The organism is Kitasatospora sp. NPDC088861, assembly GCF_044750105.1.
In the GTDB taxonomy this organism is placed as follows: Bacteria; Actinomycetota; Actinomycetes; order Streptomycetales; family Streptomycetaceae; genus Kitasatospora.
The window spans coordinates 1-21640 of sequence record NZ_JBIVJF010000014.1 but is presented as its reverse complement, the minus strand read 5'-3'; the positions used below and the strand labels follow the sequence as shown (position 1 = coordinate 21640).

At 73.2% G+C, this 21640-nt stretch carries 20 protein-coding genes; 4 read left to right on the top strand and 16 right to left on the bottom strand.

Features of this window, described 5'->3' with window-relative positions; all coding sequences use genetic code 11:
- Positions 1-46: 46 nt before the first annotated feature.
- Genes ACIP37_RS22920 through ACIP37_RS22885 form a run of 8 tightly spaced genes read right to left on the bottom strand, consistent with a single transcriptional unit; the run spans position 47 to position 6876 of the window.
- On the bottom strand, positions 47-2098 hold the full coding sequence (locus ACIP37_RS22920) for an NADH-quinone oxidoreductase subunit L (protein ID WP_400844394.1): 2052 nt from the start codon (positions 2096-2098) through the stop codon (positions 47-49).
- On the bottom strand, positions 2095-2466 hold the full coding sequence (nuoK, locus tag ACIP37_RS22915; RefSeq protein ID WP_350876976.1) for an NADH-quinone oxidoreductase subunit NuoK: 372 nt from the start codon (positions 2464-2466) through the stop codon (positions 2095-2097). Before nuoK ends, ACIP37_RS22920 begins: the two co-directional genes overlap by 4 nt.
- Complete coding sequence (locus ACIP37_RS22910; RefSeq protein ID WP_363579965.1) at positions 2466-3173, bottom strand: NADH-quinone oxidoreductase subunit J; 708 nt, start codon at positions 3171-3173, stop codon at positions 2466-2468. Before ACIP37_RS22910 ends, nuoK begins: the two co-directional genes overlap by 1 nt.
- Positions 3170-3754: a NuoI/complex I 23 kDa subunit family protein gene (locus ACIP37_RS22905; protein ID WP_400844389.1), complete on the bottom strand. Its 585-nt coding sequence runs from the start codon at positions 3752-3754 to the stop codon at positions 3170-3172. The genes ACIP37_RS22910 and ACIP37_RS22905 overlap by 4 nt, the downstream gene beginning before the upstream one ends.
- Positions 3751-4710 (bottom strand): NADH-quinone oxidoreductase subunit NuoH, encoded by a 960-nt coding sequence (nuoH, locus tag ACIP37_RS22900; protein ID WP_371518357.1) that lies wholly within the window; start codon positions 4708-4710, stop codon positions 3751-3753. Before nuoH ends, ACIP37_RS22905 begins: the two co-directional genes overlap by 4 nt.
- Positions 4707-5912 (bottom strand): NADH-quinone oxidoreductase subunit C, encoded by a 1206-nt coding sequence (locus ACIP37_RS22895; RefSeq protein ID WP_400844386.1) that lies wholly within the window; start codon positions 5910-5912, stop codon positions 4707-4709. The genes nuoH and ACIP37_RS22895 overlap by 4 nt, the downstream gene beginning before the upstream one ends.
- Positions 5909-6544 carry an NADH-quinone oxidoreductase subunit B family protein gene (locus tag ACIP37_RS22890; protein ID WP_363579962.1) on the bottom strand — a complete coding sequence of 212 codons (636 nt, stop codon included), beginning with the start codon at positions 6542-6544 and terminating at the stop codon, positions 5909-5911. Before ACIP37_RS22890 ends, ACIP37_RS22895 begins: the two co-directional genes overlap by 4 nt.
- Positions 6535-6876, bottom strand: a complete 342-nt coding sequence (locus ACIP37_RS22885; RefSeq protein ID WP_371522778.1) for an NADH-quinone oxidoreductase subunit A — start codon at positions 6874-6876, stop codon at positions 6535-6537. Before ACIP37_RS22885 ends, ACIP37_RS22890 begins: the two co-directional genes overlap by 10 nt.
- A gap of 429 nt (positions 6877-7305) precedes the next feature.
- Between ACIP37_RS22885 and ACIP37_RS22880 the strand changes: the two genes are divergently transcribed.
- Entirely contained in the window at positions 7306-8475 is a 1170-nt protein-coding gene (locus ACIP37_RS22880; RefSeq protein WP_363580288.1) for a sensor domain-containing protein, read from the top strand.
- A 74-nt stretch (positions 8476-8549) separates the two neighbouring features.
- On the opposite strand, the gene ACIP37_RS22875 is transcribed toward ACIP37_RS22880, so the two are convergent.
- Positions 8550-9635, bottom strand: a complete 1086-nt coding sequence (locus ACIP37_RS22875) for a S1C family serine protease (protein ID WP_400809156.1) — start codon at positions 9633-9635, stop codon at positions 8550-8552.
- 209 nt (positions 9636-9844) lie between these two features.
- On the opposite strand from ACIP37_RS22875, the gene galE reads away from it, so the two are divergent.
- Positions 9845-10831, top strand: a complete 987-nt coding sequence (galE, locus tag ACIP37_RS22870; RefSeq protein WP_350876964.1) for a UDP-glucose 4-epimerase GalE — start codon at positions 9845-9847, stop codon at positions 10829-10831.
- A 49-nt stretch (positions 10832-10880) separates the two neighbouring features.
- On the opposite strand, the gene ACIP37_RS22865 is transcribed toward galE, so the two are convergent.
- On the bottom strand, positions 10881-13292 hold the full coding sequence (locus tag ACIP37_RS22865) for a PQQ-binding-like beta-propeller repeat protein (protein WP_400844383.1): 2412 nt from the start codon (positions 13290-13292) through the stop codon (positions 10881-10883).
- A 436-nt stretch (positions 13293-13728) separates the two neighbouring features.
- Between ACIP37_RS22865 and ACIP37_RS22860 the strand changes: the two genes are divergently transcribed.
- Complete coding sequence (locus ACIP37_RS22860) at positions 13729-14376, top strand: TetR family transcriptional regulator (RefSeq protein ID WP_030055725.1); 648 nt, start codon at positions 13729-13731, stop codon at positions 14374-14376.
- A 215-nt stretch (positions 14377-14591) separates the two neighbouring features.
- Here the strand turns inward: ACIP37_RS22860 and ACIP37_RS22855 are convergent, their stop codons facing one another.
- From ACIP37_RS22855 to ACIP37_RS22830, 6 genes are all read right to left on the bottom strand, one after another.
- Entirely contained in the window at positions 14592-15536 is a 945-nt protein-coding gene (locus tag ACIP37_RS22855; protein WP_363579960.1) for a beta-ketoacyl-ACP synthase III, read from the bottom strand.
- A 264-nt stretch (positions 15537-15800) separates the two neighbouring features.
- Positions 15801-17048 carry a L,D-transpeptidase family protein gene (locus tag ACIP37_RS22850; RefSeq protein WP_400809005.1) on the bottom strand — a complete coding sequence of 416 codons (1248 nt, stop codon included), beginning with the start codon at positions 17046-17048 and terminating at the stop codon, positions 15801-15803.
- A gap of 111 nt (positions 17049-17159) precedes the next feature.
- Positions 17160-18323 carry an aminofutalosine synthase MqnE gene (gene mqnE, locus ACIP37_RS22845; RefSeq protein ID WP_063348893.1) on the bottom strand — a complete coding sequence of 388 codons (1164 nt, stop codon included), beginning with the start codon at positions 18321-18323 and terminating at the stop codon, positions 17160-17162.
- A 121-nt stretch (positions 18324-18444) separates the two neighbouring features.
- Positions 18445-19452 carry a threonine/serine dehydratase gene (locus tag ACIP37_RS22840; RefSeq protein ID WP_363579958.1) on the bottom strand — a complete coding sequence of 336 codons (1008 nt, stop codon included), beginning with the start codon at positions 19450-19452 and terminating at the stop codon, positions 18445-18447.
- Between the two features lie 3 nt (positions 19453-19455).
- Positions 19456-19914 (bottom strand): Lrp/AsnC family transcriptional regulator, encoded by a 459-nt coding sequence (locus tag ACIP37_RS22835; RefSeq protein ID WP_063348891.1) that lies wholly within the window; start codon positions 19912-19914, stop codon positions 19456-19458.
- 119 nt (positions 19915-20033) lie between these two features.
- Positions 20034-20708 (bottom strand): UbiX family flavin prenyltransferase, encoded by a 675-nt coding sequence (locus ACIP37_RS22830; protein ID WP_363629299.1) that lies wholly within the window; start codon positions 20706-20708, stop codon positions 20034-20036.
- A gap of 66 nt (positions 20709-20774) precedes the next feature.
- Between ACIP37_RS22830 and ACIP37_RS22825 the strand changes: the two genes are divergently transcribed.
- Positions 20775-21518: a cyclase family protein gene (locus ACIP37_RS22825; RefSeq protein WP_363617857.1), complete on the top strand. Its 744-nt coding sequence runs from the start codon at positions 20775-20777 to the stop codon at positions 21516-21518.
- The last annotated feature ends 122 nt before the right edge of the window (positions 21519-21640 follow it).

The following is a 21640-nucleotide window of genomic DNA, read 5'->3' as shown; positions in this document are numbered from 1 at the left end:
CGGCGGTCGGAATCGGGGGAACCGGGGAGAGGGGGTACGGCATCCGCTACACCGCCACCAGGACGGCCAGCAGGACGACGCCGGCGAGCAGCGCGCTGAGGTAGGTCTGCGCGTTGCCGGTCTGCGCGAGCCGGACGGCCCGGCCGAGCAGGTTGGCGCCGACCCCGCTGCCTCGCACGTAGGTCTCGACGACCTCGCGGTCGAGGAAGCGGACCAGCCGGGCGGCGGCGGTCACCGGGCGGACGAACAGCGCGTGGTACAGCCGGTCGACGCCGAAGCCGTGCCGGGCCGGGCCGAACAGCGGGCCGAGCAGGGTGCGCCCGGGGTCGGCGACGATCACCTCGGCGGCCGGGGCTCCGGCCTGCTCGGGCACCCGGCCGGCGTCGGCCGGGGCCGGGCGGCCGGTGGCCAGCCGCGCGGTCGCCGAGCGCCAGGCGCCGTACGCCGCGAGCACGCCGACCACGGCGAGCCCGGTGCCGATGACGGCGGTGACGGCCGAGGGGCGCAGCGAGCCGCCGTCCAGCAGCGCGGGCAGCCAGTCCGAGCGCAGCCCGGCGACGCCGAAGCCCATGGTCGGGATGGCCAGCACCCAGAGCGGCCAGCGCATCGCGGGCGGCTCGGCGGTGGCCGGGTCGGCCTCGTCGAGCTCGGGCGAGTACGGCGCGTCCGCCTCGTGCCCGGCCGCAGGCGCCACGGCCTGCGACGCTCCGGCAGCCTGCGCCCCTTCAGCCTGCGGGCTGTGGAAGCTGACCAGGAAGAGCCGGGTCGCGTACGCGGCGGTGAGCAGCGCGGTGAGTCCGGCGGAGATCAGCACGATCCACCCGGCGGCCTCCGGCACGGCCGAGGCCGGGCCGAGCCCGTTGGTGAGCGCCTCGCCGTTGGCGGCGTGCTCGGCGGCGGTCAGCACCGCCTCCTTGCTGAAGAAGCCGGAGAACGGCGGCAGCCCGACCAGGGCGACGAGCGCGATGCCCATCGTCCAGTAGGCGTCCGGGACGCGCTTGCGCAGCCCGGGGATCCGGGACATCGCGGAGATCGAGTTGGTGTGCGCGGCGTGGATCACCACGCCGGCGGCCAGGAACAGCAGCGCCTTGAAGGCGCCGTGGCTGACCAGGTGGAAGACGGAGGCCTCGCGGTCGCCGGCGGCCAGCGCCCCGGCCATGTAGCCGAGCTGGCCGACGGTGGAGTAGGCGAGCACCCGTTTGAGGTCGTCCTGGGCGAGCGCGCAGAGCGCCGAGCCGATCATCGTCACGGCGGCCATCACGGCCAGCACGACCAGCGCCGCACCCGACAGCAGGAACACCGGCAGCAGCCGGGCGACCAGGTAGATGCCGGCCGCGACCATGGTGGCGGCGTGGATCAGCGCGGAGACCGGCGTCGGGCCGGCCATGGCGTCCGGGAGCCAGGTGTGCAGCGGGAACTGCGCGCTCTTGCCGGCCACCCCGGCGAGCAGCAGCAGGGCGATCAGCGTCGGGTGGCCGAGCCGCCCGTCGGTCGCGGCGGCCAGCACGTCGGGGATCCGGAAGCTGCCGGCGTCCGCGCCGAGCAGGAAGATCCCGAACAGGAACGGCACGTCGCCGAGCTTGGTGACCAGGAAGGCCTTGAGCGAGGCCGAGCGGGCGTCCTCGGTCTCCCAGTGGTGGCCGATCAGGAAGTACGAGCAGATGCCCATGACCTCCCAGCCGACCAGCAGCACGATCAGGTCGCCCGAGTAGACCACCAGGAACATCGCCGCGGTGAACAGCGAGACCAGCGCGGCGTACGACGGGTAGCGCGGGTCCTTCCTGAGGTACGCGGTCGAGTAGACCTGCACGCAGGTGGCGACCAGGCCGACCAGCACGGAGATCAGCGAGCTGAAGCCGTCCAGGTGGAGGGCGAGCGCGATGTCCGGGCCGCCGGTCGGGGTGAGCCGGGTGGCGGCGTCCAGCGCTTGGCCGGTGCCGAGCTGGAGGGCGACGACCAGGGCGAGCACGGCCGAGACGGCGACCGGCACGATGGCCAGCGGCCGGGCCAGGCCGGGCGCCTTCTTGCCGACGGCCAGGGTCGCGGCGGCCCCGAGTGCGGGCAGCACGGGGACGAGAGCGGGCAGGGCGAGGTTCATGCGGCGGCCTGGCCCTTCAGCGCCTCGGCTCCGGCCGGCGTCTCCTCGGCGAGCGGCTCCGCCGGATCGCCGAGCGCGGTGGCCCGGTCGATGTCCGCGGTGCCCCGGGCCCGGAACAGCAGCAGGACGATGGCGAGCCCCAGCCCGATCTCGGCGGCGGCGACGGTGATGGTGAACAGGGTGAGCGCCTGGCCGGCGTGCAGCGAGTCGCGCAGCCAGGTGTCGAAGGCGACCAGGTTGAGGTTGACGGCGTTGAGCATCAGCTCGACGGACATCAGGACCAGGACGGCGTTGCGCCGGGCGAGCACGCCGTACACGCCGACGCTGAACAGCAGCGCGGCGAGGACGACGGGGTAGGCGAGGTGCATCAGCTCTCCTCCGACGCGGACGGCGCAGCCTCTGCGGCCGCCGGGCTCTCCGGCGCCGGCCGGGGCACGGTGGCGGCGACGGTCCCGTTCGAGCCCACCGGCCGGCCGGCGCGCAGCCGGCCCGCCCGGGGCGGCGGCACCCGCCGCTTCGACCCGCGCGACAGCACGATCGCGCCGACCAGCGCCGCCAGCAGCAGCACGGAGAGGGCTTCGAAGGGCAGCACCCAGTGGCGGAACAGGCTCGCCCCGGTGACGGCGGCCGAGCCGCCCCCCGCGCCGAGGTCGATCCAGGAGGTCCGGAAGGCGTCGACGACCAGCGTCACCAGTGTCCCGGCCGAGGCGAGCGCCACGGCCAGGGCCACCCAGCGGTTCTTGGAGTCGGCGTCCGGCGAGCGCCCGATCGGTGCCTTGGTGAGCATCAGCCCGAACAGCACCAGGACGATCACCGAGCCGAGGTAGATCAGCACCTGCACCCAGGCGATGAACTCGGCGGTGAGCAGCAGGAACTCCACCGCCAGTCCGCCCAGCGCGACCACCAGCCAGAGCGCGGCGTGCACCAGCTGCTTGGTGCTGACGGCGACCACGGCCGAGCCGAGCACGGCGATGCCGACCAGCAGGAAGACGATCTCCACCCCGGTCGGGGACAGGAACGAACGGGCGGCCGGCTCCAGCGAGCCGGTCGCCGCGAGCAGGGTGGCGGCGCTCACTGGGCCTCCCCCTCATCCGAGGCCGCCGAGGCGGCTGCGGCGGCTGCGGCGGCTGCGGCGGCTGCGGCGGCCAGCTTGTCCGCAGCCTTGCGCGCGGTGGCGATCTCCTTGGGCTCCTCGGCCGCCGGGTCCAGCGCCGGCGGCGCCGGGACGGTCCACATCCACTCGCGGAGCTTGTCCCGCTCGTGGGTCAGCTCCAGGATGTCGGTCTCGGCGTACTCGAACTCGGGCGACCAGAACAGCGCGTCGAAGGGGCACACCTCGATGCAGATCCCGCAGTACATGCAGAGCGAGAAGTCGATGGCGAACCGGTCCAGCACGTTACGGGTGCGGGCCCGCGCGTTCGGCTCGGCGGCCGGCAGCGTCTCCTTGTGGGAGTCGATGTAGATGCACCAGTCCGGGCACTCGCGCGCGCAGAGCATGCACACCGTGCAGTTCTCCTCCAGCAGCGCGATGACGCCGCGCGAACGCGGCGGCAGCACCGGCTGCACATCGGGGTACTGCGCGGTGACGGTCTTCTTCGTCATCGTCCGCAGGGTCACGGCCAGGCCCTTGGCCAGGCCGGCACCGGGAAAACTCATGAGATCGCCACCTTGATGACGCCGGTCAGGGCCAGCTGGACGAGGGCGAGCGGGATCAGCACGGTCCACGCGAAGCGCATCAGCTGGTCCTCGCGCAGACGCGGGTAGGTGACCCGCAGCCAGATGACCACGAAGGCCAGCGCGAAGGTCTTCAGGATCATCCAGAGCCAGCCGAGCTGGTCCGCCAGCGGGCCGTGCCAGCCGCCCAGGAAGAGCACCGCGGTCAGCGCCGACACCACCAGGATGCCCACGTACTCGGACAGCAGGAACAGTGCGAAGCGCAGGCCCGTGTACTCGGTGTACGCGCCGAAGATGATCTCCGAGTCGGCGACCGGCATGTCGAACGGCGGGCGCTGGAGCTCGGCCAGACCGGCCGTGAAGAACACGAACGCGCCGATGAGCTGCCAGGGCAGCCAGTACCACTCCCAGGCGTCCACGATCCCGGGCAGCGAGAGCGTGCCGGCGGCCATCGCCACCGAGGCCGCCGCCAGCACCATCGGCAGCTCGTACGACATCAGCTGCGCGGCCGTGCGCAGGCCGCCGAGCAGCGAGAACTTGTTCGCCGAGGCCCAGCCGGCCATCAGCTTGCCGATCACGCCGACACCCATCACGGCCAGCACGAAGAACAGGCCGGCGTCGATCGCCTGGCCGACGAAGCCGTTCGGGCCGACCGGGATCGCCAGCAGCACGAAGAGGTACGGCAGCAGCGAAACGGCGGGCGCCAGCTGGAAGATCCGGCGGTCCGCCCCGGCCGGGACGATGTCCTCCTTCTGCGCGAACTTCACGCCGTCCGCGACGAGCTGCGCCCAGCCGTGGAAGCCGCCCGCGTACATCGGGCCGAGCCGGCCCTGCATGTGCGCCATGACCTTGTGCTCGGTCTGGCCGATGACCAGCGGGAAGGTGAGGAAGACGACCAGGGTGGCGACGCAGCGCAGCACCGTGTCGAGCAGGTTCACGCGCCGTCTCCGTCCTGGCCGGCCGGTCCGGCCGACGTCTCGTCCTGCCCGCCCGCAGGCGCGGCGGGCTTCGTCGGCTCGGCGGGCGACTGCTCCTCGGCAGGCTCCTCCGCAGGCTTCGCGGGCTCGGCCGGGGCCTGCGCCTCGGCGGGCTTCGCGGGCTCGTCGTGCGCGGGCACCGGGTTGTGCCAGGGCGCGTCCGAGGACCGGGTCCGCGGCGACGCCGAGCCCTCGGCCTTCGGCTCGGCAGGCGCAGCGGCCTCGGCAGCCTCGGCGGGCGCCGGCTCCGCAGCCTGGCTGACCGATCCGTCGGACACCGACCTGACCCGGCGCGGCCGGTCCGCCCGCACCACGGGCGCCGCCTCGCCGGCAGCCGGAGCAGCGGCCGAAGCAGCGCTCGGAGCAGCAGCCGGAGCACCGGCACCAGCAGCCTCGGCCCCCGCCTGACTCGCCGACCCCTCCGCCACCGTCCTGGTCCGCCGCGGCCGGTCCGCCCGCACCGCCGCACCCTCGGCACCGGCAGCAGCACCGGCCCCAGCACCAGCAGCACCAGCACCAGCACCCGCAGCCCGGGGCGTCCGCCCGGCCGCGCCCGCCGCCCGCGCACCGCGCGCGGGCCGCTCGGCGACCGGCGGCAGGGTGCCCTTCAGCGGCCCCCACTCGTTCGGGTCCGGCACCCCGGCCGGCTGCATCTTGCGCCGGGCGGGCCCGTCGCCGTGGTCCGACTCGCCCGGCTCCTTGGCGCCCGGCCAGGCCTTGGCGACCCGGGCCGCGAGCACGAACTCCTTGCGCAGCGGGTACCCCTCGAAGCCGTCCGGCAGCAGCAGGGTGGCGAGGTAGGGGTGTCCGGGGAAGTCGATGCCGAACATCTCGTGGGTCTCGCGCTCGTGCCAGGCGGCGCCCGCGTAGACCGGGACGGCGGTGGGCAGCGCGGCCTTGTCCCGCGGCACCCGGGTGCGCAGCGCCAGGTGGCGCACGCCCGGGGCGTCGGCGGAGGCGAGGTGGGCGACCACGGAGAAGCCCTCGGCCAGTTCGTCGACGGCGCTCAGCCAGTCGAAGTAGCCCAGGCCAAGCGTGTCGCGGGCACTGGTGAGCGCCTCGATCCAGTGCTCGGCGGGGACGTCGACGGTGACCAGCCCGTAAGCCTCGGCGCCGGTCGCCCACTCCCCGACCGACGCCGCGTACTGCTCGGCGGAAGTCACGAGACCCCTCCCTCGGTCGAAGGCCCCGTCACCAGCGGGCGGCGCAGCGCCGCCGCGGGCGCGGTGTAGCGGTCGGGCAGCGACTCGGCGGCGATCTTCTCCTGGAGCTTGAGGATGCCCTGGAGCAGCGCCTCGGGCCGGGGCGGGCAGCCGGGCACGTAGACGTCGACCGGGATGATCTGGTCCACGCCCTTGGTCACCGAGTAGGAGTCCCAGTACGGGCCGCCGGAGTTGGAGCAGGCGCCGAAGGAGATGACGTACTTCGGCTCGGGCATCTGCTCGTAGAGGCGCTTGACGGCGGGCGCCATCTTGTCGGTCACCGTCCCCGAGACGATCATCAGGTCGGCCTGACGGGGTCCGGGCGCGAACGGAATGACACCCATCCGGATGAAGTCGTGTTTGGCCATGGACGCGGCGATGAACTCGATCGCGCAACAGGCCAGGCCGAAGTTGAAGCACCAGAGGCTGTAGCGGCGGCCCCAGTTGAGCACGACCTTGACCGGGTCGGGCGCGAGCCGGGCCAGCGGGCCGATGCCACGGCGCTCGACGGCGCCGGGGCGCGACGGGTCCGGGAGGCCGAGCGGGACCGGGCCGCCCTGGGCGCCGTGCGAGTGGGTGTGCGTCACGTCCATTCCAGAACGCCCTTCTTCCAGGCGTAGAGCAGGCCGACCGCGAGGAAGCCGATGAAGAGGAACATCTCGATCAGCGTTCCGGCGCCGTACCCGGCGGTGGCGAAGACCGTCGCCCACGGGAACAGGTAGATCGCGTCGACCGCGAAGATCACGTACAGGAAGGCGTACACGTAGTAGCGGATCTGGGTGTGCGCCCAGTCCTCGCCCACCGGGTCCACCCCGCACTCGTAGGCGAGGAGTTTCTCGGGCGAGTAGACCACCGGCCGCAGCAGTCGGTTGGCCGTGAACGCCACGGCGACGAAGAGCACCCCGACGACGGCCAGCAGGCCCATCGCGGCGTACGCGTCGAAGTAGCCGCCGCCGACCGCCGGGTCGGCCGCGACGGCAGCCGCATGCTGCCCCTCCATGCCTTCGCCCTCCACCTCGGCCGTGAACAGCCCCTCAAGGCAGTTCTACGACGTTTCCTCGCACGGTCATAATCATGGCCAATGCGTGAGTCTAAGGGGACGGCTCCGCTCCGCCCGAACCCTGCCCGCTCCGCAAGACGTCCGGTGGACACTCCCGCGAGCACCGGGCAGTGGCCCGACGACCAGGACGGGGGTAGGGATAACCCCCGTCCCGGAAGATGTATCACCCCCATGGCATCTTCCGCCCCGGGTTCGGGAAGCTTGGTCCACCAGCTCGACCAAGAGGGACGGTAGATCCAGATGAAGCCGCTGCACCGCCGCACCGTGGACGCCATCAAGGAGCAGGACGCTCAGATGGGCCGCTCGCCGCTGTACGGTGCGCGGATGTGGCGGCAGGTCGGCCAGCTGCTGCTCAACCTGCCGCTCGGCGTCGCCGGCTTCGCGCTCACCGCCATCACGCTCACGGCCGGCCTGGGGATGTCGATCACCGTGGTCGGCCTGCCGCTGCTGGCCGGCGGGCTGGCCGTCTCCCGTGCCCTGGGCGGGCTGGGCCGCCGGCGGGCCCGGGCGGCGTACGACTCCGCGATCCACGAGCCGGAGCCGGTGCAGCCGCGCCGGCCGGGGGTGGTGGGCTTCACCATCGCCCACCTGACCGACCTGCTGAACTGGCGCTCGGCGCTCTACAACGTGCTGATGCTGCCCTGGGGCATCCTGAGCTTCACGGTGACCCTGGTCGCGGTCACCGTGATGTGGCCGGTGCTGCCCTGGGTGATCCGGGCGCTGGCGGCGATCGACCGGATCCTGATCGAGTCGCTGCTCTTCCCGGGTGCCCTGGCCGAGCGGGTGCGCGAGCTGGAGGACGACCGAGGCACGGTGGTCGACACCGCCGCCGCCGACCTGCGCCGGATCGAGCGCGACCTGCACGACGGCGCCCAGGCCCGCCTGGTCGCGCTGGCCATGGACCTGGGCATGGCCAAGGAGCGGCTGCGCGAGGTCGAGACCGAGGACGACGTGGCGGCCGCCACGAAGATGGTCGACAACGCGCACGGCGAGGTGAAGCTGGCCCTCCAGGAGCTGCGCGACCTGGCCCGGGGCATCCACCCGGCGGTGCTCACCGACCGCGGCCTGGACGCGGCCCTGTCCGCGGTCGCCGCCCGCTGCACCGTCCCCGGCGGGGTCAAGGTGAACGTCGACCTGAAGGGGCCGGACGGCCAGGCCGAGCGCCCGGACTCGGCGGTCGAGGGCATCGCGTACTTCACCGTCAGCGAGCTGCTGACCAACGTCTCCAAGCACGCCGGGGCCCGCACCGCCTCGGTCGACGTCTGGCGCTCCGACAACCAGCTGATGGTGCTGGTCCAGGACGACGGCAAGGGCGGCGCCGCGCCCTACCCGGGCAGCGGCCTGGCCGGGCTGACCGAGCGGATCCGCGCGGTGGACGGCGTGCTCCTGGTGCAGAGCCCGGAGGGCGGCCCGAGCAGCATCACCGTCGAACTTCCCTGGCGCACCCGCACCGCCCGCCGCTGAACCGGAGCGCGGCACGGCGCCGGGACCTCGTCGAGGCAGTGACGAGGTCCCGGCGCCGGTCCGGTACGACGGGCCTAGGGGGTCTCCAGGGTGCCGAGGGTGACGTCGGCGGTCTGGCTGCTGCCGTCCCTGGTGTAGGCGACGGTGGCCTTGTCGCCCGGGGTGAGCGAGGCGAGCGCGGTGGTGAGCGCGTTCAGCGAGTCGACCGCGGCGTCCCCGATCTTGGTGATCACGTCGCCGGCCTGCATCCCCGCCGAGGCGGCCGGGCCGCCCGCGGTGACCGCCACGATGACCGCGCCGGCAGGCTTGAACTGCTGGTTGAAGCTGGTCCGGGCGGTGATGCCGAGCGCGGCCCGGCCGGAGTTGGTGACCTTGCCCTGCTTGATCAGCTGGTCGGTGATGTTGGTGATGGTGGACGCCGGGATGGCGAAGCCGATGCCGGGCGCGGCCGCGCCGTTGGCCTCGGGCTCCGTCGCCGCGAGCGTGTTGATGCCGATCACCTGGCTGTCCAGGTTGACCAGCGCGCCGCCGCTGTTGCCCGGGTTGATCGCGGCCGAGGTCTGCACCATGTTGCCGATGGTGGCGCCGGGCGAGCCGCCGCCCCTGGGCTCGGAGACGGTCCGTCCGGTGGCCGAGACGATGCCCTGGGTGACGCTGCTGGAGAGGCCGAGCGGGCTGCCCATGGCCAGGGTGATCTGGCCGAGCTGGACCTTGCCGGAGTCGCCGAAGGCGGCCGGCTTGAGGCCGCTCGGCGGGCTGCTCAGCTTGATCACCGCGAGGTCGGTGTCGGGGTAGCTGCCGACCAGGGTGGCGTCCAGCGACTTGGTGCTGTTGGCGAGGGTGACGGTGAAGGTGGTCGCGGTGCCCACCACGTGGGCGTTGGTGACGATGTCGCCCTTGTCGTCGTAGACGATCCCGGAGCCGAGGCTGTCGCCGGTGGTGATCTGCACCACCGAGGGCAGCACGTCGGCGATGACCCGCTGGTAGTCGTCCTGCAACTGGTTCCCGTCGGCCGACCGCGCGGGGGCCGACGAGGCCGGCCTGGCCGAGCCGGAGCCCGACGGGGAGCCCGCGGCCGACGAGGCGGACGTGGAGGAGCCGCTGCTGCACCCGGCCAGCGCCAGCGCGGTCAGTACGGCCACCGCGCCGGGTACGAGCAGCCGGCCGTGGACCGTCCTGGGTCCGGTCGGCCGGGGCCCGGCCGGCAGGGGGCGGGCGTGTTCCTTCTTTCGGCTCACCTGGCTGCCTCCGATTCGTCACCACGCTGGGAGCACGGAAATCTTTGTCAGCATTTCACCGATTTGTCCGATTTGACGGTTCGACTCGCCCGGCACTCACCACGGGAACCCGAACACCCTAGAATCGGCCCATGACTTGGTTGATCACCGGCGGTGCCGGATACATCGGCGGGCACGTCGTCCGCCAGCTGCTCGACGCCGGTGAGCGCGTCGCCGTCCTGGACGACCTCAGCACCGGCGACGCCTCCCGCCTGCCGGAGGGCGTCGCCCTGGTCGAGGGCTCCACCCTGGACCGGGCCGTCCTGGACGCCGCCATCCGCGAGCACGCGATCGAGGGCATCCTGCACTTCGCCGCCAAGAAGCAGGTCGGCGAGTCCGTCGAGCAGCCGTTCTTCTACTACCGGGAGAACATGATCGGCCTGCAGACCGTCCTGGAGGCCGCCGCCGAGGGCGGGGTCAAGCGCTTCCTCTTCTCCTCCTCCGCCGCCGTCTACGGCATGCCGGACGTCGACCTGGTCACCGAGTCGACCCCGTGCGCCCCGATGAGCCCGTACGGCGAGACCAAGCTGGCCGGCGAGTGGCTGGTCGCCGCGGCCGGGAAGGCCCACGGCATCTCCACCGTGGCGCTGCGCTACTTCAACGTGGCCGGCGCGGCCTCCCCCGAGCTGTCCGACACCGGGGTCTTCAACCTGATCCCGATGGTCTTCGAGCGGCTCACCGCCGGCGAGGCCCCGCGGGTCTTCGGCGACGACTACCCGACCCAGGACGGCAGCTGCGTCCGCGACTTCATCCACGTCTCCGACATCGCCTCGGCCCACGTCGCCGCCGCCAAGCGGCTGGCCGCCGACCCGGCCGGCGAGACCTCGCTGGTGCTCAACATCGGCCGCGGCGAGGGCGTCAGCGTCAAGGAGATGCTGGAGGTGATCGGCAAGGTCACCGGTTACGACACCACCCCCGAGGTGACCCCGCGCCGCGCCGGCGACCCCGCGCGGGTGGTGGCCTCGGCCGACCTGATCCGCCGCGAGCTGGGCTGGGGCGCCCGCCACGACGTGGCGGAGATGGTGGCCTCCGCGTGGGACGGCTGGTGCAGCCGCCACCCCGGGGCCCGCAAGGCCTGACCGGACGCGTCCGACGGCGGCGGGGCGCCCGCCCCGCCGCCGCGCCGGTTCAGCGTGCCGGGACGGCCGTGCCGTAGAAGGCGTCCAGCGCGTACACGCAGCGGTCCTTGGAGCCGACGAAGACCCGGCCGCCGACCGCGACCGGCGAGCCGGTCAGCTCGCCCTTGGTGCCGAGCTCCCAGCGCAGCTGACCGCTCGCCAGGTCCAGGGTGTGCAGCGAGTGGTCCCGGCTGCCCAGGTGCACCAGGCCGTCGGCCACCGCCGGGGAGCCGACGATCTCGCCGCGCGCCGTGTAGCGCCAGCGCTCCCGGCCGCTCGCCGCCTCGAAGGCGTACAGCACCCCGCCGCTGCCGACCAGCACCATGCCGTCCCCGACCACCACCGGCTCGGCGCCCTGGCGGTTGCCGGTGACCCCGCGCCAGCGGTCCCGGCCGGTGGCCGCGTCCAACGCGTACACCGTCCCGAGGTAGTCGGCCACGTAGACCGCGTCGGCGTCCAGCGCGGGCGGGGTGAACAGCACCACCGGGGCCTCGAAGCGCCAGCGCTCGGCCCCGCTGGCCGCGTCCAGCGCGTACACCCTGGAGCCGGCCGTCACGTACAGCACGCCGCCGCGCTCGACCGGGTGCGAGGGCACGTCCTCGCCGACCGGGAAGGACCAGCGCAGGCCGGCGCCGTGCGGGTCGACGCAGCGCAGCCGCCCGGCCCCGTAGTAGTAGGCCGCGCCGGCCACCAGGACCGGTCCGGACTGCGGGTTCTCGTAGTCCTGCTGGGCGTCGTCGGCCCGCCACAGCTCGGCGCCGCTGGCGGCCGAGCGCAGCTGGACGCCGCCGCCGCGGACGCCGCAGCACAGCACCCCGTCGGCGGCGGAGAGCGAGTAGACCCAGCCGTCCAGTGAGGTGCGCCAGCGCTCGGTGCCGTCCGCGACGTCCACGGTGTACAGGTGCGGGCCGTCGGCCGCGTGCACCCGGCCGGCGTCCACCGCGAGCGCCCAGGCGACGTCCCGGGTCTTGTAGCGCCGCTCGCCGGAGGCGATGTCCAGCGCGTGCACCTCGAAGCTGGAGACGAAGAGCGTGCCGTCGGCGACCACGGGGGTGCCCCAGACGTCGTTGGACATCCGGAACCGCCAGGGGCGCCAGCGGGCGGCCGGCACCGGCGGCGGGGTGACCCGGCGGACCCAGTCGGTCTCGGCCGGGGCGGTGCCCGAGCCGGTCTGCTCGTGCTCGGCCCGCGGCCCGGGGCCTATCCGCACCGAGGCTCCGGACAGCCGCACCTCGACGGCCCCGCCGCCGCCCGGCGCACGGTGCTTGTTGGGGGAGGCGATCTTCGCGGTCGGGATCTCGCCGTCGGACACCGGGCCCCGCCGCGGCCCCGTGTGCACCGGCCCGGACGGCGGCGGCGCGTGCCCCCCGCCCGGGCGGGTGCGCGGGTCGTCCAGGCCGGGGCGCTGCACCGGGACCGGCTGGTGCGGCTGCGGCGGCTGGTGGGGCTGGAGCGGGCCGGCCTGCGGCGGCCCGGCCGGGGGCGGCGGCGCGCCGGCCGGTAGCTGGACGGCCCGGGGCGGCACGCTCGGGCGGCGGCCACGCTTGCGCTCGATCAGCTCCAGCGCGTTCACGGGGAGCCAGTCGCCGACCTCGCCGGCGGCGTCGTCCCGGGAGAACAGGTGCGGGGCCAGTTCGGCCTGGATCTGCGCCGGGCTGGGCCGGTGCTCGGGCGAGGGCCGCATGCAGGCGCGGACCAGGTCCATCAGCTCGCGCGGCATCCCGGACAGGTCCGGCTCCTCGCGCAGCAGCTGGAACACCGTCTCGACCGGGTTGGAGCCGCCGAAGGGCGGGTGCCCGGTCGCGCAGAACACCATCAGCGAGCCGAGCGAGAAGACGTCGCTGGCGCCCCGGACGTTACGGCTGTCCTTGGCCTGCTCGGGGGACATGTAGGCGGGGGTGCCGACCGCGACGTTGGTCATGGTGAGCCGGGTGCTGGAGACGCCGGAGGCGATGCCGAAGTCGATCACCTTCGGGCCGTCCTCGACCACCAGCACGTTGGAGGGCTTGAGGTCCCGGTGGATCAGCCCGGCCGCGTGGATGGACTGCAGCGCCTCGGCGATGCCCGCGATCAGCCAGCGGGTGGCGTCCACCGGCAGCGGACCGCACTCCTCGACCAGGTCCTCCAGGGAGGGGGCCGGGATGTACGCGGTGGCCAGCCAGGGCACCCGGGCGTCCGCGTCGGCGTCCACCACGGCCGCGGTGTAGAAACCGCCGACCGTCTTGGCCGCCTCGATCTCGCGGGCGAAGCGGACGCGGAACAGCTCGTCCTCGGCCAGTTCCGCCCGGACGGTCTTGATGGCCACCCGCCGGCCGGAGGCGGAGCGCGCCAGGTAGACCAGCCCCATCCCACCCGCGCCGAGCCGCCCCAGCACCTCGAAGGGCCCGATCCGCCTCGGATCGTGCGCCGTCAGCTGGTCCACTCCGCTGCCACCTCCCCGTTTTCCGCACCCGCCGCGTGGTGCCGGACCCGATTCTCCAATGCCGCCCGGCCCATCTCCAACCTCCCCCGCCCAGAGCCGACGGCGGCCCCGGGAGCGCCGCCGTCCGGCCGGTGATGACGGAACGGCCGGATTCTGACGCCCGTTCCGGCCGCGGTTTGCACCCGGACGCCCGGACCCTCCACTTCGGCGCCGATCTTCCGACGCCGCCGATCGTCACGCTCTGTCACTCGACCACCCCTCAGCGGACTCGCCGTCACGCTGTGGGGTCAAAGGCACACGGGGGGGCTTCAACGACACCTGCGGAGCGCGGTGAATATCCGTCCGAAGTGGTTCATGCCCCTATAGCAACCCCCCGTGCGGAGTAATAGTCGCATCACCGAATCGCGCCAAGATCGTGCCACGGTAAGCTGACGGCATGACAGGACAAGTTCGCACCGTCGACGGTCGCGTCGCCGGGCGACGCGGACAGGAAACGCGGCAGAAGCTGCTCGACTGCCTCCGCGAGATGCTCAGCACGTCGCCGTACCGGGACGTCAAGGTCATCGACGTCGCCCGTATGGCGGGTACCTCCCCCGCGACCTTCTACCAGTACTTCCCGGATGTCGAGGGCGCTGTCCTCGAAATCGCCGAGGAAATGGCCAAGGACGCCGACACCCTCAAAGAGCTGGTGGCCGGAAAGTCCTGGGCAGGGAAGTCCGGTCCGACCACTTCGGAAGAACTGGTCGACGGATTCCTCGCCTTCTGGCGCAAGAACGACGCCATTCTCCGAGTGGTCACGCTCGGTGCCGCCGAAGGGGACAAGCGGTTCTTCAAGATCCGCATGACGGTCCTCAACGCGGTCGCCAAGCCGCTCGCGGAGGCCGTCAAGGAACTCCAGGCGAAGGGCCAGGCCGACAAGTCGCTCGACCCGAACGCCGTCGCCGGGGCCCTGGTCTCGCTGCTCGCCTCGGCGGCCGAGCACCAGAAGGCCTTCACCTCCTGGGGCGTCAAGGTCAAGGACCTCAAGCCCAACCTCGCTCCCCTGGTGTACCTGGGCGTCACCGGCAAGAAGCCGCCCAAGTAGACCATCCGCTCAACCGACCATCCGCTCCGCGCGCAGCCCCGGCCTCCTGTCCGGGGTACGACGGACGGCGGCCGTGTCCTCGGGGGAGGTCCGCCGACGTACCGCACGCGCGCCAGACATGCCGGTGGGCGGGCACCCCTCACACAGGGTGCCCGCCCACCGGCATGTTCGCGTTGCGGCCCCTCAGGGGCCCTCGGACGCCCGGCTCCGCGCCGTCAGGGGCAGCGGACCACCTGGCCGGCGTAGGCGAGCCCGCCGCCGAAGCCGAAGAGCAGGACCGGGTCGCCCGGGGACAGCTCGCCGCGTTCGACCAGCTTGGAGAAGGCCAGCGGGATCGAGGCGGCCGAGGTGTTGCCGGAGTCGACCACGTCCCGGGCCACCACCGCGTCGGTGAGGCCCAGCTTGGCGGCGATCGAGTCGATGATCCGCAGGTTGGCCTGGTGCGGCACGAAGCCCTTCAGCTCCGACGGGTCGATCCCGGCCTGCTCGCAGGCCCGGCGCGCCAGCGGGGCGAGCTGGGTGGTGGCCCAGCGGAACACCGACTGGCCCTGCTGGCTGATCACCGGGTCCCAGCCGGTGATCACCACGGCGTCGCCCTTCTCCGGCTCGGAGCCCCAGACCACCGGGCCGATGCCGGGCTCGGCACCGTCCTCCTGGGCCTCGACCACCGCGGCGCCGGCGCCGTCGCCGAAGATCACGCAGGTGGTGCGGTCGGTCCAGTCCAGCGTGTCGGACATCCGCTCGGCGCCGATCACCAGCGCGCGGCGGGCCGCGCCGGCCCGGATCGCGTGGTCGGCGGTGGCCAGGGCGTACGAGAAGCCGGAGCAGACCGTGTTGATGTCGTACGCGGCGGGCGCCCGGACGCCGAGCCGGGCGGCTACGGCGGCGGCGGTGTTGGGGCTGCGCTCGACCGCGGTGCAGGTGGCGACCACGATCAGGTCGATCTCGTCGGCCGTCCGGCCGCTCTTGGCGAGCGCCTTCTGCGCGGCCTCGGTGGCGAGGTCGACCAGGGTCTCGCCCTCGGCGATGTGCCGGGTTCTGACACCCACCCGGCTACGGATCCACTCGTCGTTGGTGTCGACGAGCGCCTCCAGGTCGTCGTTGGAGAGGACCTTGGGGGGCTGGTAGTGGCCGAGTGCCACAATGCGCGAACCGCTCATAGTGCCATGGAACCGGGTTACCCACTGGTCAGCGGGGCGCGCCCGGCTACAGGATCCGCCCCCGCGATCTGTAGGAGCCCCACAAGGGGCGTTGCGGCGACTGGCCTCCGGACGCGCCGGGGTCGACGCCGAGGCGGACGAGGGGGCGGGCACCGCCGCCGGTGACGGGCCCCGCACCGCCCGGAACGCCGCGCGGACACCGCCGGAACGCCGGTGTCGGGCCGGGGCCGGGGCCGGGGCCGGGCCGGGGCCGGAACGCCGGGGTCAGACGGAGAGCGAGGTGGCGTCGCCCATCACGATGACCGGGTGGGCCGCCGGGTCCAGGGTGCGGATCAGCTCGGCCATCTTGTCCTCGGGGATCGAGACGCAGCCGTGGGTGGGGCCGTCGTGGTCGACGTGGATCCAGATCCCGCCGCCCTTCTTCGCCCCCATCGGGCGGCGCGGGTCCAGCGGGGAGTTTCCGGGCACCCGGTTGTAGTTGATCGCGACCACGTAGTCGAAGGAGCCGGCCAGCTGGTCGCCGAAGAAGCCCGTCCCGGAGACCACGAAGCTCGGGTCCTTGTCGTACGGGAGCTTGCTGCCCGGGTCGGCCTTGCGGCCGCCCGCGTCGGTGAGCGCGAAGACGCCGATCGGGCTGCGCAGGTCGCCCTCGTTGTGGTCGGCGGTCCAGCCGTTGTTGCCGTTGTGGCCCTGCCAGGTCTCGCCGGCCAGCCAGCGGCCCTCGGGGGTGCGGGTCCACAGGGTGACGGCGTTCTTGTTGCCGTTCTTGTCCTGGCCGGAGGCGAGCACCACCTGGGTGGTCTCGGCGGGGATCTTCGCGACGAAGTCGGCGCCGAGGCCGGGTATCGCGGCGACCGAGCCGTCCGAACGGACCTGGCTGCGGTCGGCGGCCGGGGGCTGGGTCTGCCGGTCGGCGGCGGCCCGGGCGGCGGGAGCCGGCTGGTCGGGCGTGCTGACGCCCTCCGGGCCGGGGCCGTCGGCGGTCGCGGCGACGGGCTTGGCGTCGTCCTGGCCGACGGTGTACCAGCCGGCGGTGGCCGCGACCAGCAGCGCGGTGCCGGCCATCACCGCCTTGCCGTGGCGCTTCTTCTTCGCCTTCCGGCGGTGACCCCGGGCGGCCGCCCGGGCGCCCACGGGCGCCGCCACGGGCGGGGGCGTGGGCTGCCGGACGGGCTCCGGCTCGAACGCGTACACCGGTTCGACATCGTACACCGACTCGGGGGCGTACACCGGTTCGACGTCGTACGCCGGCCCGGGGGCGTACACCGGCTCGGGGGCGACGAGCGGGTCGGGCCCGGCGGCGTACGGCTGGGACGGCTGGAACGGCTGCTCGTACGCCTCGAAGTACCCGTCAGGGGCCTGCGGGAGCTGCCCGTACTCGCCGTAGTGGTCCTGCCGGACGGGCTGCTGGTACGGCTCACCCGCCCCGTACGGCTGCTGCGGCACCCCGTACACCGGCTCTGGTATCGGCTCGTACGACGGGTACGTGGTGGCGCGATGAGAACCGGACATACCGCCGATCCTGCCAAACGGTGTACCGGTTGGTAAACCCGGGGCAGGTGCGGGGGCGGTGAAGAAACGCCGCCGCCCGGGCCGGGGCCCGGGCGGCGGGGAGGTCGACGGTCAGAGGCGCATCGCCTGCGGGGCCTCACGGCGCCCCAGGTCCGGGCCCTCGTACTCGCGGATGATCTCGTAGCGGGTGTTGCGCTCGACCGGGCGGAAACCGGCGTCGCGGATCAGGTCGAGCAGGTCGTCGCGGCCCAGCTTGTTCGGGGTGCCGAAGTTGTCCGCGTCGTGGGTGATCTTGTACTCGACCACCGAGCCGTCCATGTCGTCCGCGCCGTGGCTGAGCGCCAGCTGGGCGGTGGTGACGCCGTGCATCACCCAGAAGACCTTGACGTGCGGGACGTTGTCGAAGAGCAGCCGGGAGACCGCGAAGGTCTTCAGCGCCTCGGCGCCGGTGGCCATCTCGGTGCGGGCCATCAGCTTGTTGCGCACGACGCCGTCCTTGGAGTCGTGGAAGTCGTGCTGGTAGCGCAGCGGGATGAAGACCTGGAAGCCGCCGGTCTCGTCCTGCAGCTCGCGCAGCCGCAGCACGTGGTCCACCCGGTGGCGGGGCTCCTCGATGTGGCCGTACAGCATGGTGGCCGGCGTCTTGAGGCCCTTGCTGTGGGCGAGGCGGTGGATCCGCGACCAGTCCTCCCAGTGGGTGTCGTGGTCGACGATGTGCTGGCGGACCTCCCAGTCGAAGATCTCCGCGCCGCCGCCGGTCAGCGACTCCAGGCCGGCGTCGATCAGCTCGTCCAGGATCTCGTCGGCGGGCAGGCCGCTGATCTTCTCGAACCAGTGGATCTCGGTGGCGGTGAAGGCCTTCAGCGAGACGTTCGGCAGGGCCGCCTTGAGCTCCCGCAGCGAGCGCGGGTAGTAGCGCCAGGGCAGGGTCGGGTGCAGGCCGTTGACGATGTGCAGCTCGGTGAGGGAGTCGACCTCCATCGCCTTGGCGAGCCGGACGGCCTCCTCGATGCGCATCGTGTAGGCGTCCTTCTCGCCCGGCTTGCGCTGGAACGAGCAGTACGCGCAGGACGCGCTGCACACGTTGGTCATGTTGAGGTGGCGGTTGACGTTGAAGTGGACGACGTCGCCGTTCTTCCGCGTCCGCACGTGGTGGGCCAGACCGCCCAGCCAGGCCAGGTCGTCGCTCTCGTAGAGCGCGATCCCGTCCTCGCGGGTCAGCCGCTCACCCGCGTAGACCTTCGCCTCCAGCTCGCGCTTCAGCCCTGCGTCCATGCGGTGCCCCGCCTCCTCCGACTTCGATTCCTTGCCGGACCGAGACTACGTCACTCGTCCGCTCGCCTCCGGGCCGCTCCGACCCGGTGCCGACGCTCCTCGCTCCGGCGCTCCTCCGGCGCTAGTCGCTCGTCGCTTTCGGCACCGGCGCGCCCTTCGGCTCGGGACGGTCCGACAGCAGCTCAGCGAGCAGCGCAGGGTCGATGTTGCCACCACTGACCACGGCCGCGACCGCCCGGCCCCCGGTCTCGGCGGCGCGGTGGAAGTAGGCCGCCGGGGCCACCGCGCCGGAGGGCTCGGCGACCAGCCGGCCGCGACGGGCCAGCAGGGCGACGGTGGCGCGGATCTCGTCCTCGGTGACGGTGACGATGTCGTCCACGTACGCGGTCAGGTGCTCGAAGGGCAGCTCGCCGACCGACGGGGTGCGCAGGCCGTCCGCGATGGTCCGGTAGGTGTCGGCGACCGGCCAGGCCAGCCGGCGGCCGGCCCGGAAGCTGGCCTGGGCGTCGGCGGCCAGCTCCGGTTCCACACCGATCACCCGGATGCCCGGGCGGGTGAGCTTGAGCGCGGCCGCCGTCCCGGAGATCAGGCCGCCGCCGCTGACCGGCACCAGGACGGTGTCCAGCCCGGCCGGGGCGTCCTCGGCGATCTCCAGGCCGACCGTGCCCTGGCCCGCGATGATGAACGGGTCGTCGTACGGCGGCACCCAGACGTAGCCGTGCCGCTCGGCCAGCTCGGCGGGCAGGGTGTCCCGCTCCTCCGGCGACACCAGGACCACCTCGGCGCCGAACCCCCGGGTGGACTCCACCTTCACCGCCGGCGAGGTGTCCGGCATCACGATCACGGCCTTGATGCCGAGCAGCGCCGCCGCGTACGCCACCGCCTGCGCGTGGTTGCCGCTCGACTGGGCGACCACGCCGCGGGCCCGCTCGGCCTCGGTGAGCGCGGCCAGCCGGTTGTAGGCGCCGCGGGTCTTGAAGGCCCCGGTCGGCTGGAGGTTCTCGGGCTTCAGCCAGAGCCGGCGCTCCCCCTCGTCCGCCCACGGGGCGGGAACCAGCGGGGTGCGCACGGCCACCCCCGCGATCCGCTGCCGAGCGGCGCGCAGTTCCTCCAGACCGACCAGTGCCATCCGTCACTCTCCTTCGGGAGGGAGTTCGCTCACCCGGTTCTCCCACTTCGTGGAGAGTACGACGGTGGTGCGGGTGCGGGCCACGCCTTTCGTGCCCGAGATCCGCTTGACCACCGACTCCAGGCCCGCCACGTCGGCCACCCGGACCTTGAGCATGTAGGAGTCGTCACCCGCGATGAACCAGCAGTCCTCGACCTCGTTGAGGTCCTTGAGCCGGTGCGCGACGTCCTCGTGATCGGCGGCGTCGGTCAGCTGAAGGCCGATCAGGGCCGTGACGCCGAAGCCGAGCGAGGCCGGATTGACCGTCGCGCGGTAGCCGGTGATGACGCCGGCCTGCTCCAGTCGGTTGATCCGGTCCGTGACGCTCGGGCCGGAGAGTCCGACCAGCCGGCCCAGCTCGGCGTAGGACGCGCGGCCGTTCTCCCGGAGCGCCTGGATGAGCTGTCTGTCCACCGTGTCCATATACCGTCCGCGTCCTTCCGAACCTCACCAGACCCACAGATCATTATCCGGATTCCAAGGCGCCATGCGCGGAACAACCCGGATATCGCAGAGAAGATACTCTCCCGCCCCCGGCCTCCTCACTCCCCCTCAGTCGACACGCTGCCGTTCTCGTCGGCCCGGCGGGCCGCCGCCCCCAACTCCCCTTCCCAGCGCAGGTACAGGGAATGCGGGACGCCGACCGCGTCCAGCACCCGGCCGGCCACGAAGTCGACGAGTTCCCGCACGGTCGAGCCGCCGGCGTAGAAACCGGGCGAGGCGGGGAGGACGACGGCGCCCTGCGCGTCGAGCTCCACCAGGTGCTTCAACGTCACCCCGTTGAGTGGCGTCTCGCGCACGCACACGACCAGCGGGCGGCGCTCCTTGAGGGTGACGCTGGCGACCCGCTGCAGCAGGTCCTTGCTCAGGCCGAGCGCGATCCCGGCCACCGCGCCGGTGGTCGCGGGCACCACCAGCATGCCCTTGGCCGGGTACGAGCCGCTGGACGGGCCGGCCGCGAAGTCCCCGGCGGGCCAGTAGCGGACGTCGTCCAGGCCCTCGTCGGAGCCCAGCCAGGCGGCCAGGTCGGCGCGCCAGTGGGCGTCCCGGAAGGAGATGCCGGTCTCGTCGAGGATGGTGAGCCGGGCGGCTCGGCTGACGATCAGGTCCACCGGCTCCCCGGCGGCGAGCAGCGCCCGGATCGCCGAGGCGGCGTACGGCGTCCCCGACGCACCAGAGACCCCGACCACCCACGGCTGACGCTTGACTGTTCCCATGTCCCATTTCTATCCGGACTCACCCGGTCGGGCCTCATCCGCGGGCTCCCCTGGAAGGATGGGGGCATGGCAGCGACCCTCGTCGACCTCACCCATCAGGTGACCACCGCGATGCCGGTCTACCCCGGCGATCCGGCCGTCCTGTTGGAGCCCGCTCTCACCACCGCCACCGCCGGGGTGAACGTGCTGGCCCTGCACCTCGGCTCGCAGTCCGGGACGCACGTGGACGCGCCGTACCACGTGGACGTCACCTGGCCGACCCTGGACGGGCTGCCGCTGGAGCGGTTCACCGGGCCCGCGGTGCTCGCCGACCTGCGCGGGCTGGAGCCCCGGGCCGCCGTCACCCCCGAGCTGCTCGCGCCCGCTCTGGCGCGCGTCGGCGAGGGGTCCGTCCTGCTGCTCGCCACCGGCTGGGCCCGGCACTGGGGCACCGACGCCTACCTCGCGCACCCCAGCCTGACCGCGGACGCCGCCGAGGCGATCGTCGCCGCCGGGGTGCGGACCGTCGGGGTGGACGCGCTGAGCGTCGACCCCACCCCCGACCCGGGCCCGGGCGACCCGGCGGTCGCCGCGCTGCTCGCGGACCTCACCGACGAGCACGACCAGCCCGGCGCCGACGAGCCGACCCTCGCCGCGCACCGGGTGCTGCTGGGGGCGCCCGGCGGCGGGGTGATCGCCGAGAACCTGACCGATCTGCGGGCGCTGCTGGACGCCCAGGAGGCCGGGCGGCCGGTCGAGGTGTCACTGTTCCCGCTGCGGCTGGCGGCGGCGGACGGTGCGCCGGTCCGGGCGGTGGCACGGCTGGGCTAGGACCTGTCTTCAAGCCCCCGCCCGCGCGGGCGGTTTCTAGGGGTCGTTGCAACACGTGGTCGGTTTGATCAGGCCGCGATGAGTTTATGCAGGCGCTCGGCTGGGGTTTCCCAGCCGAGCGT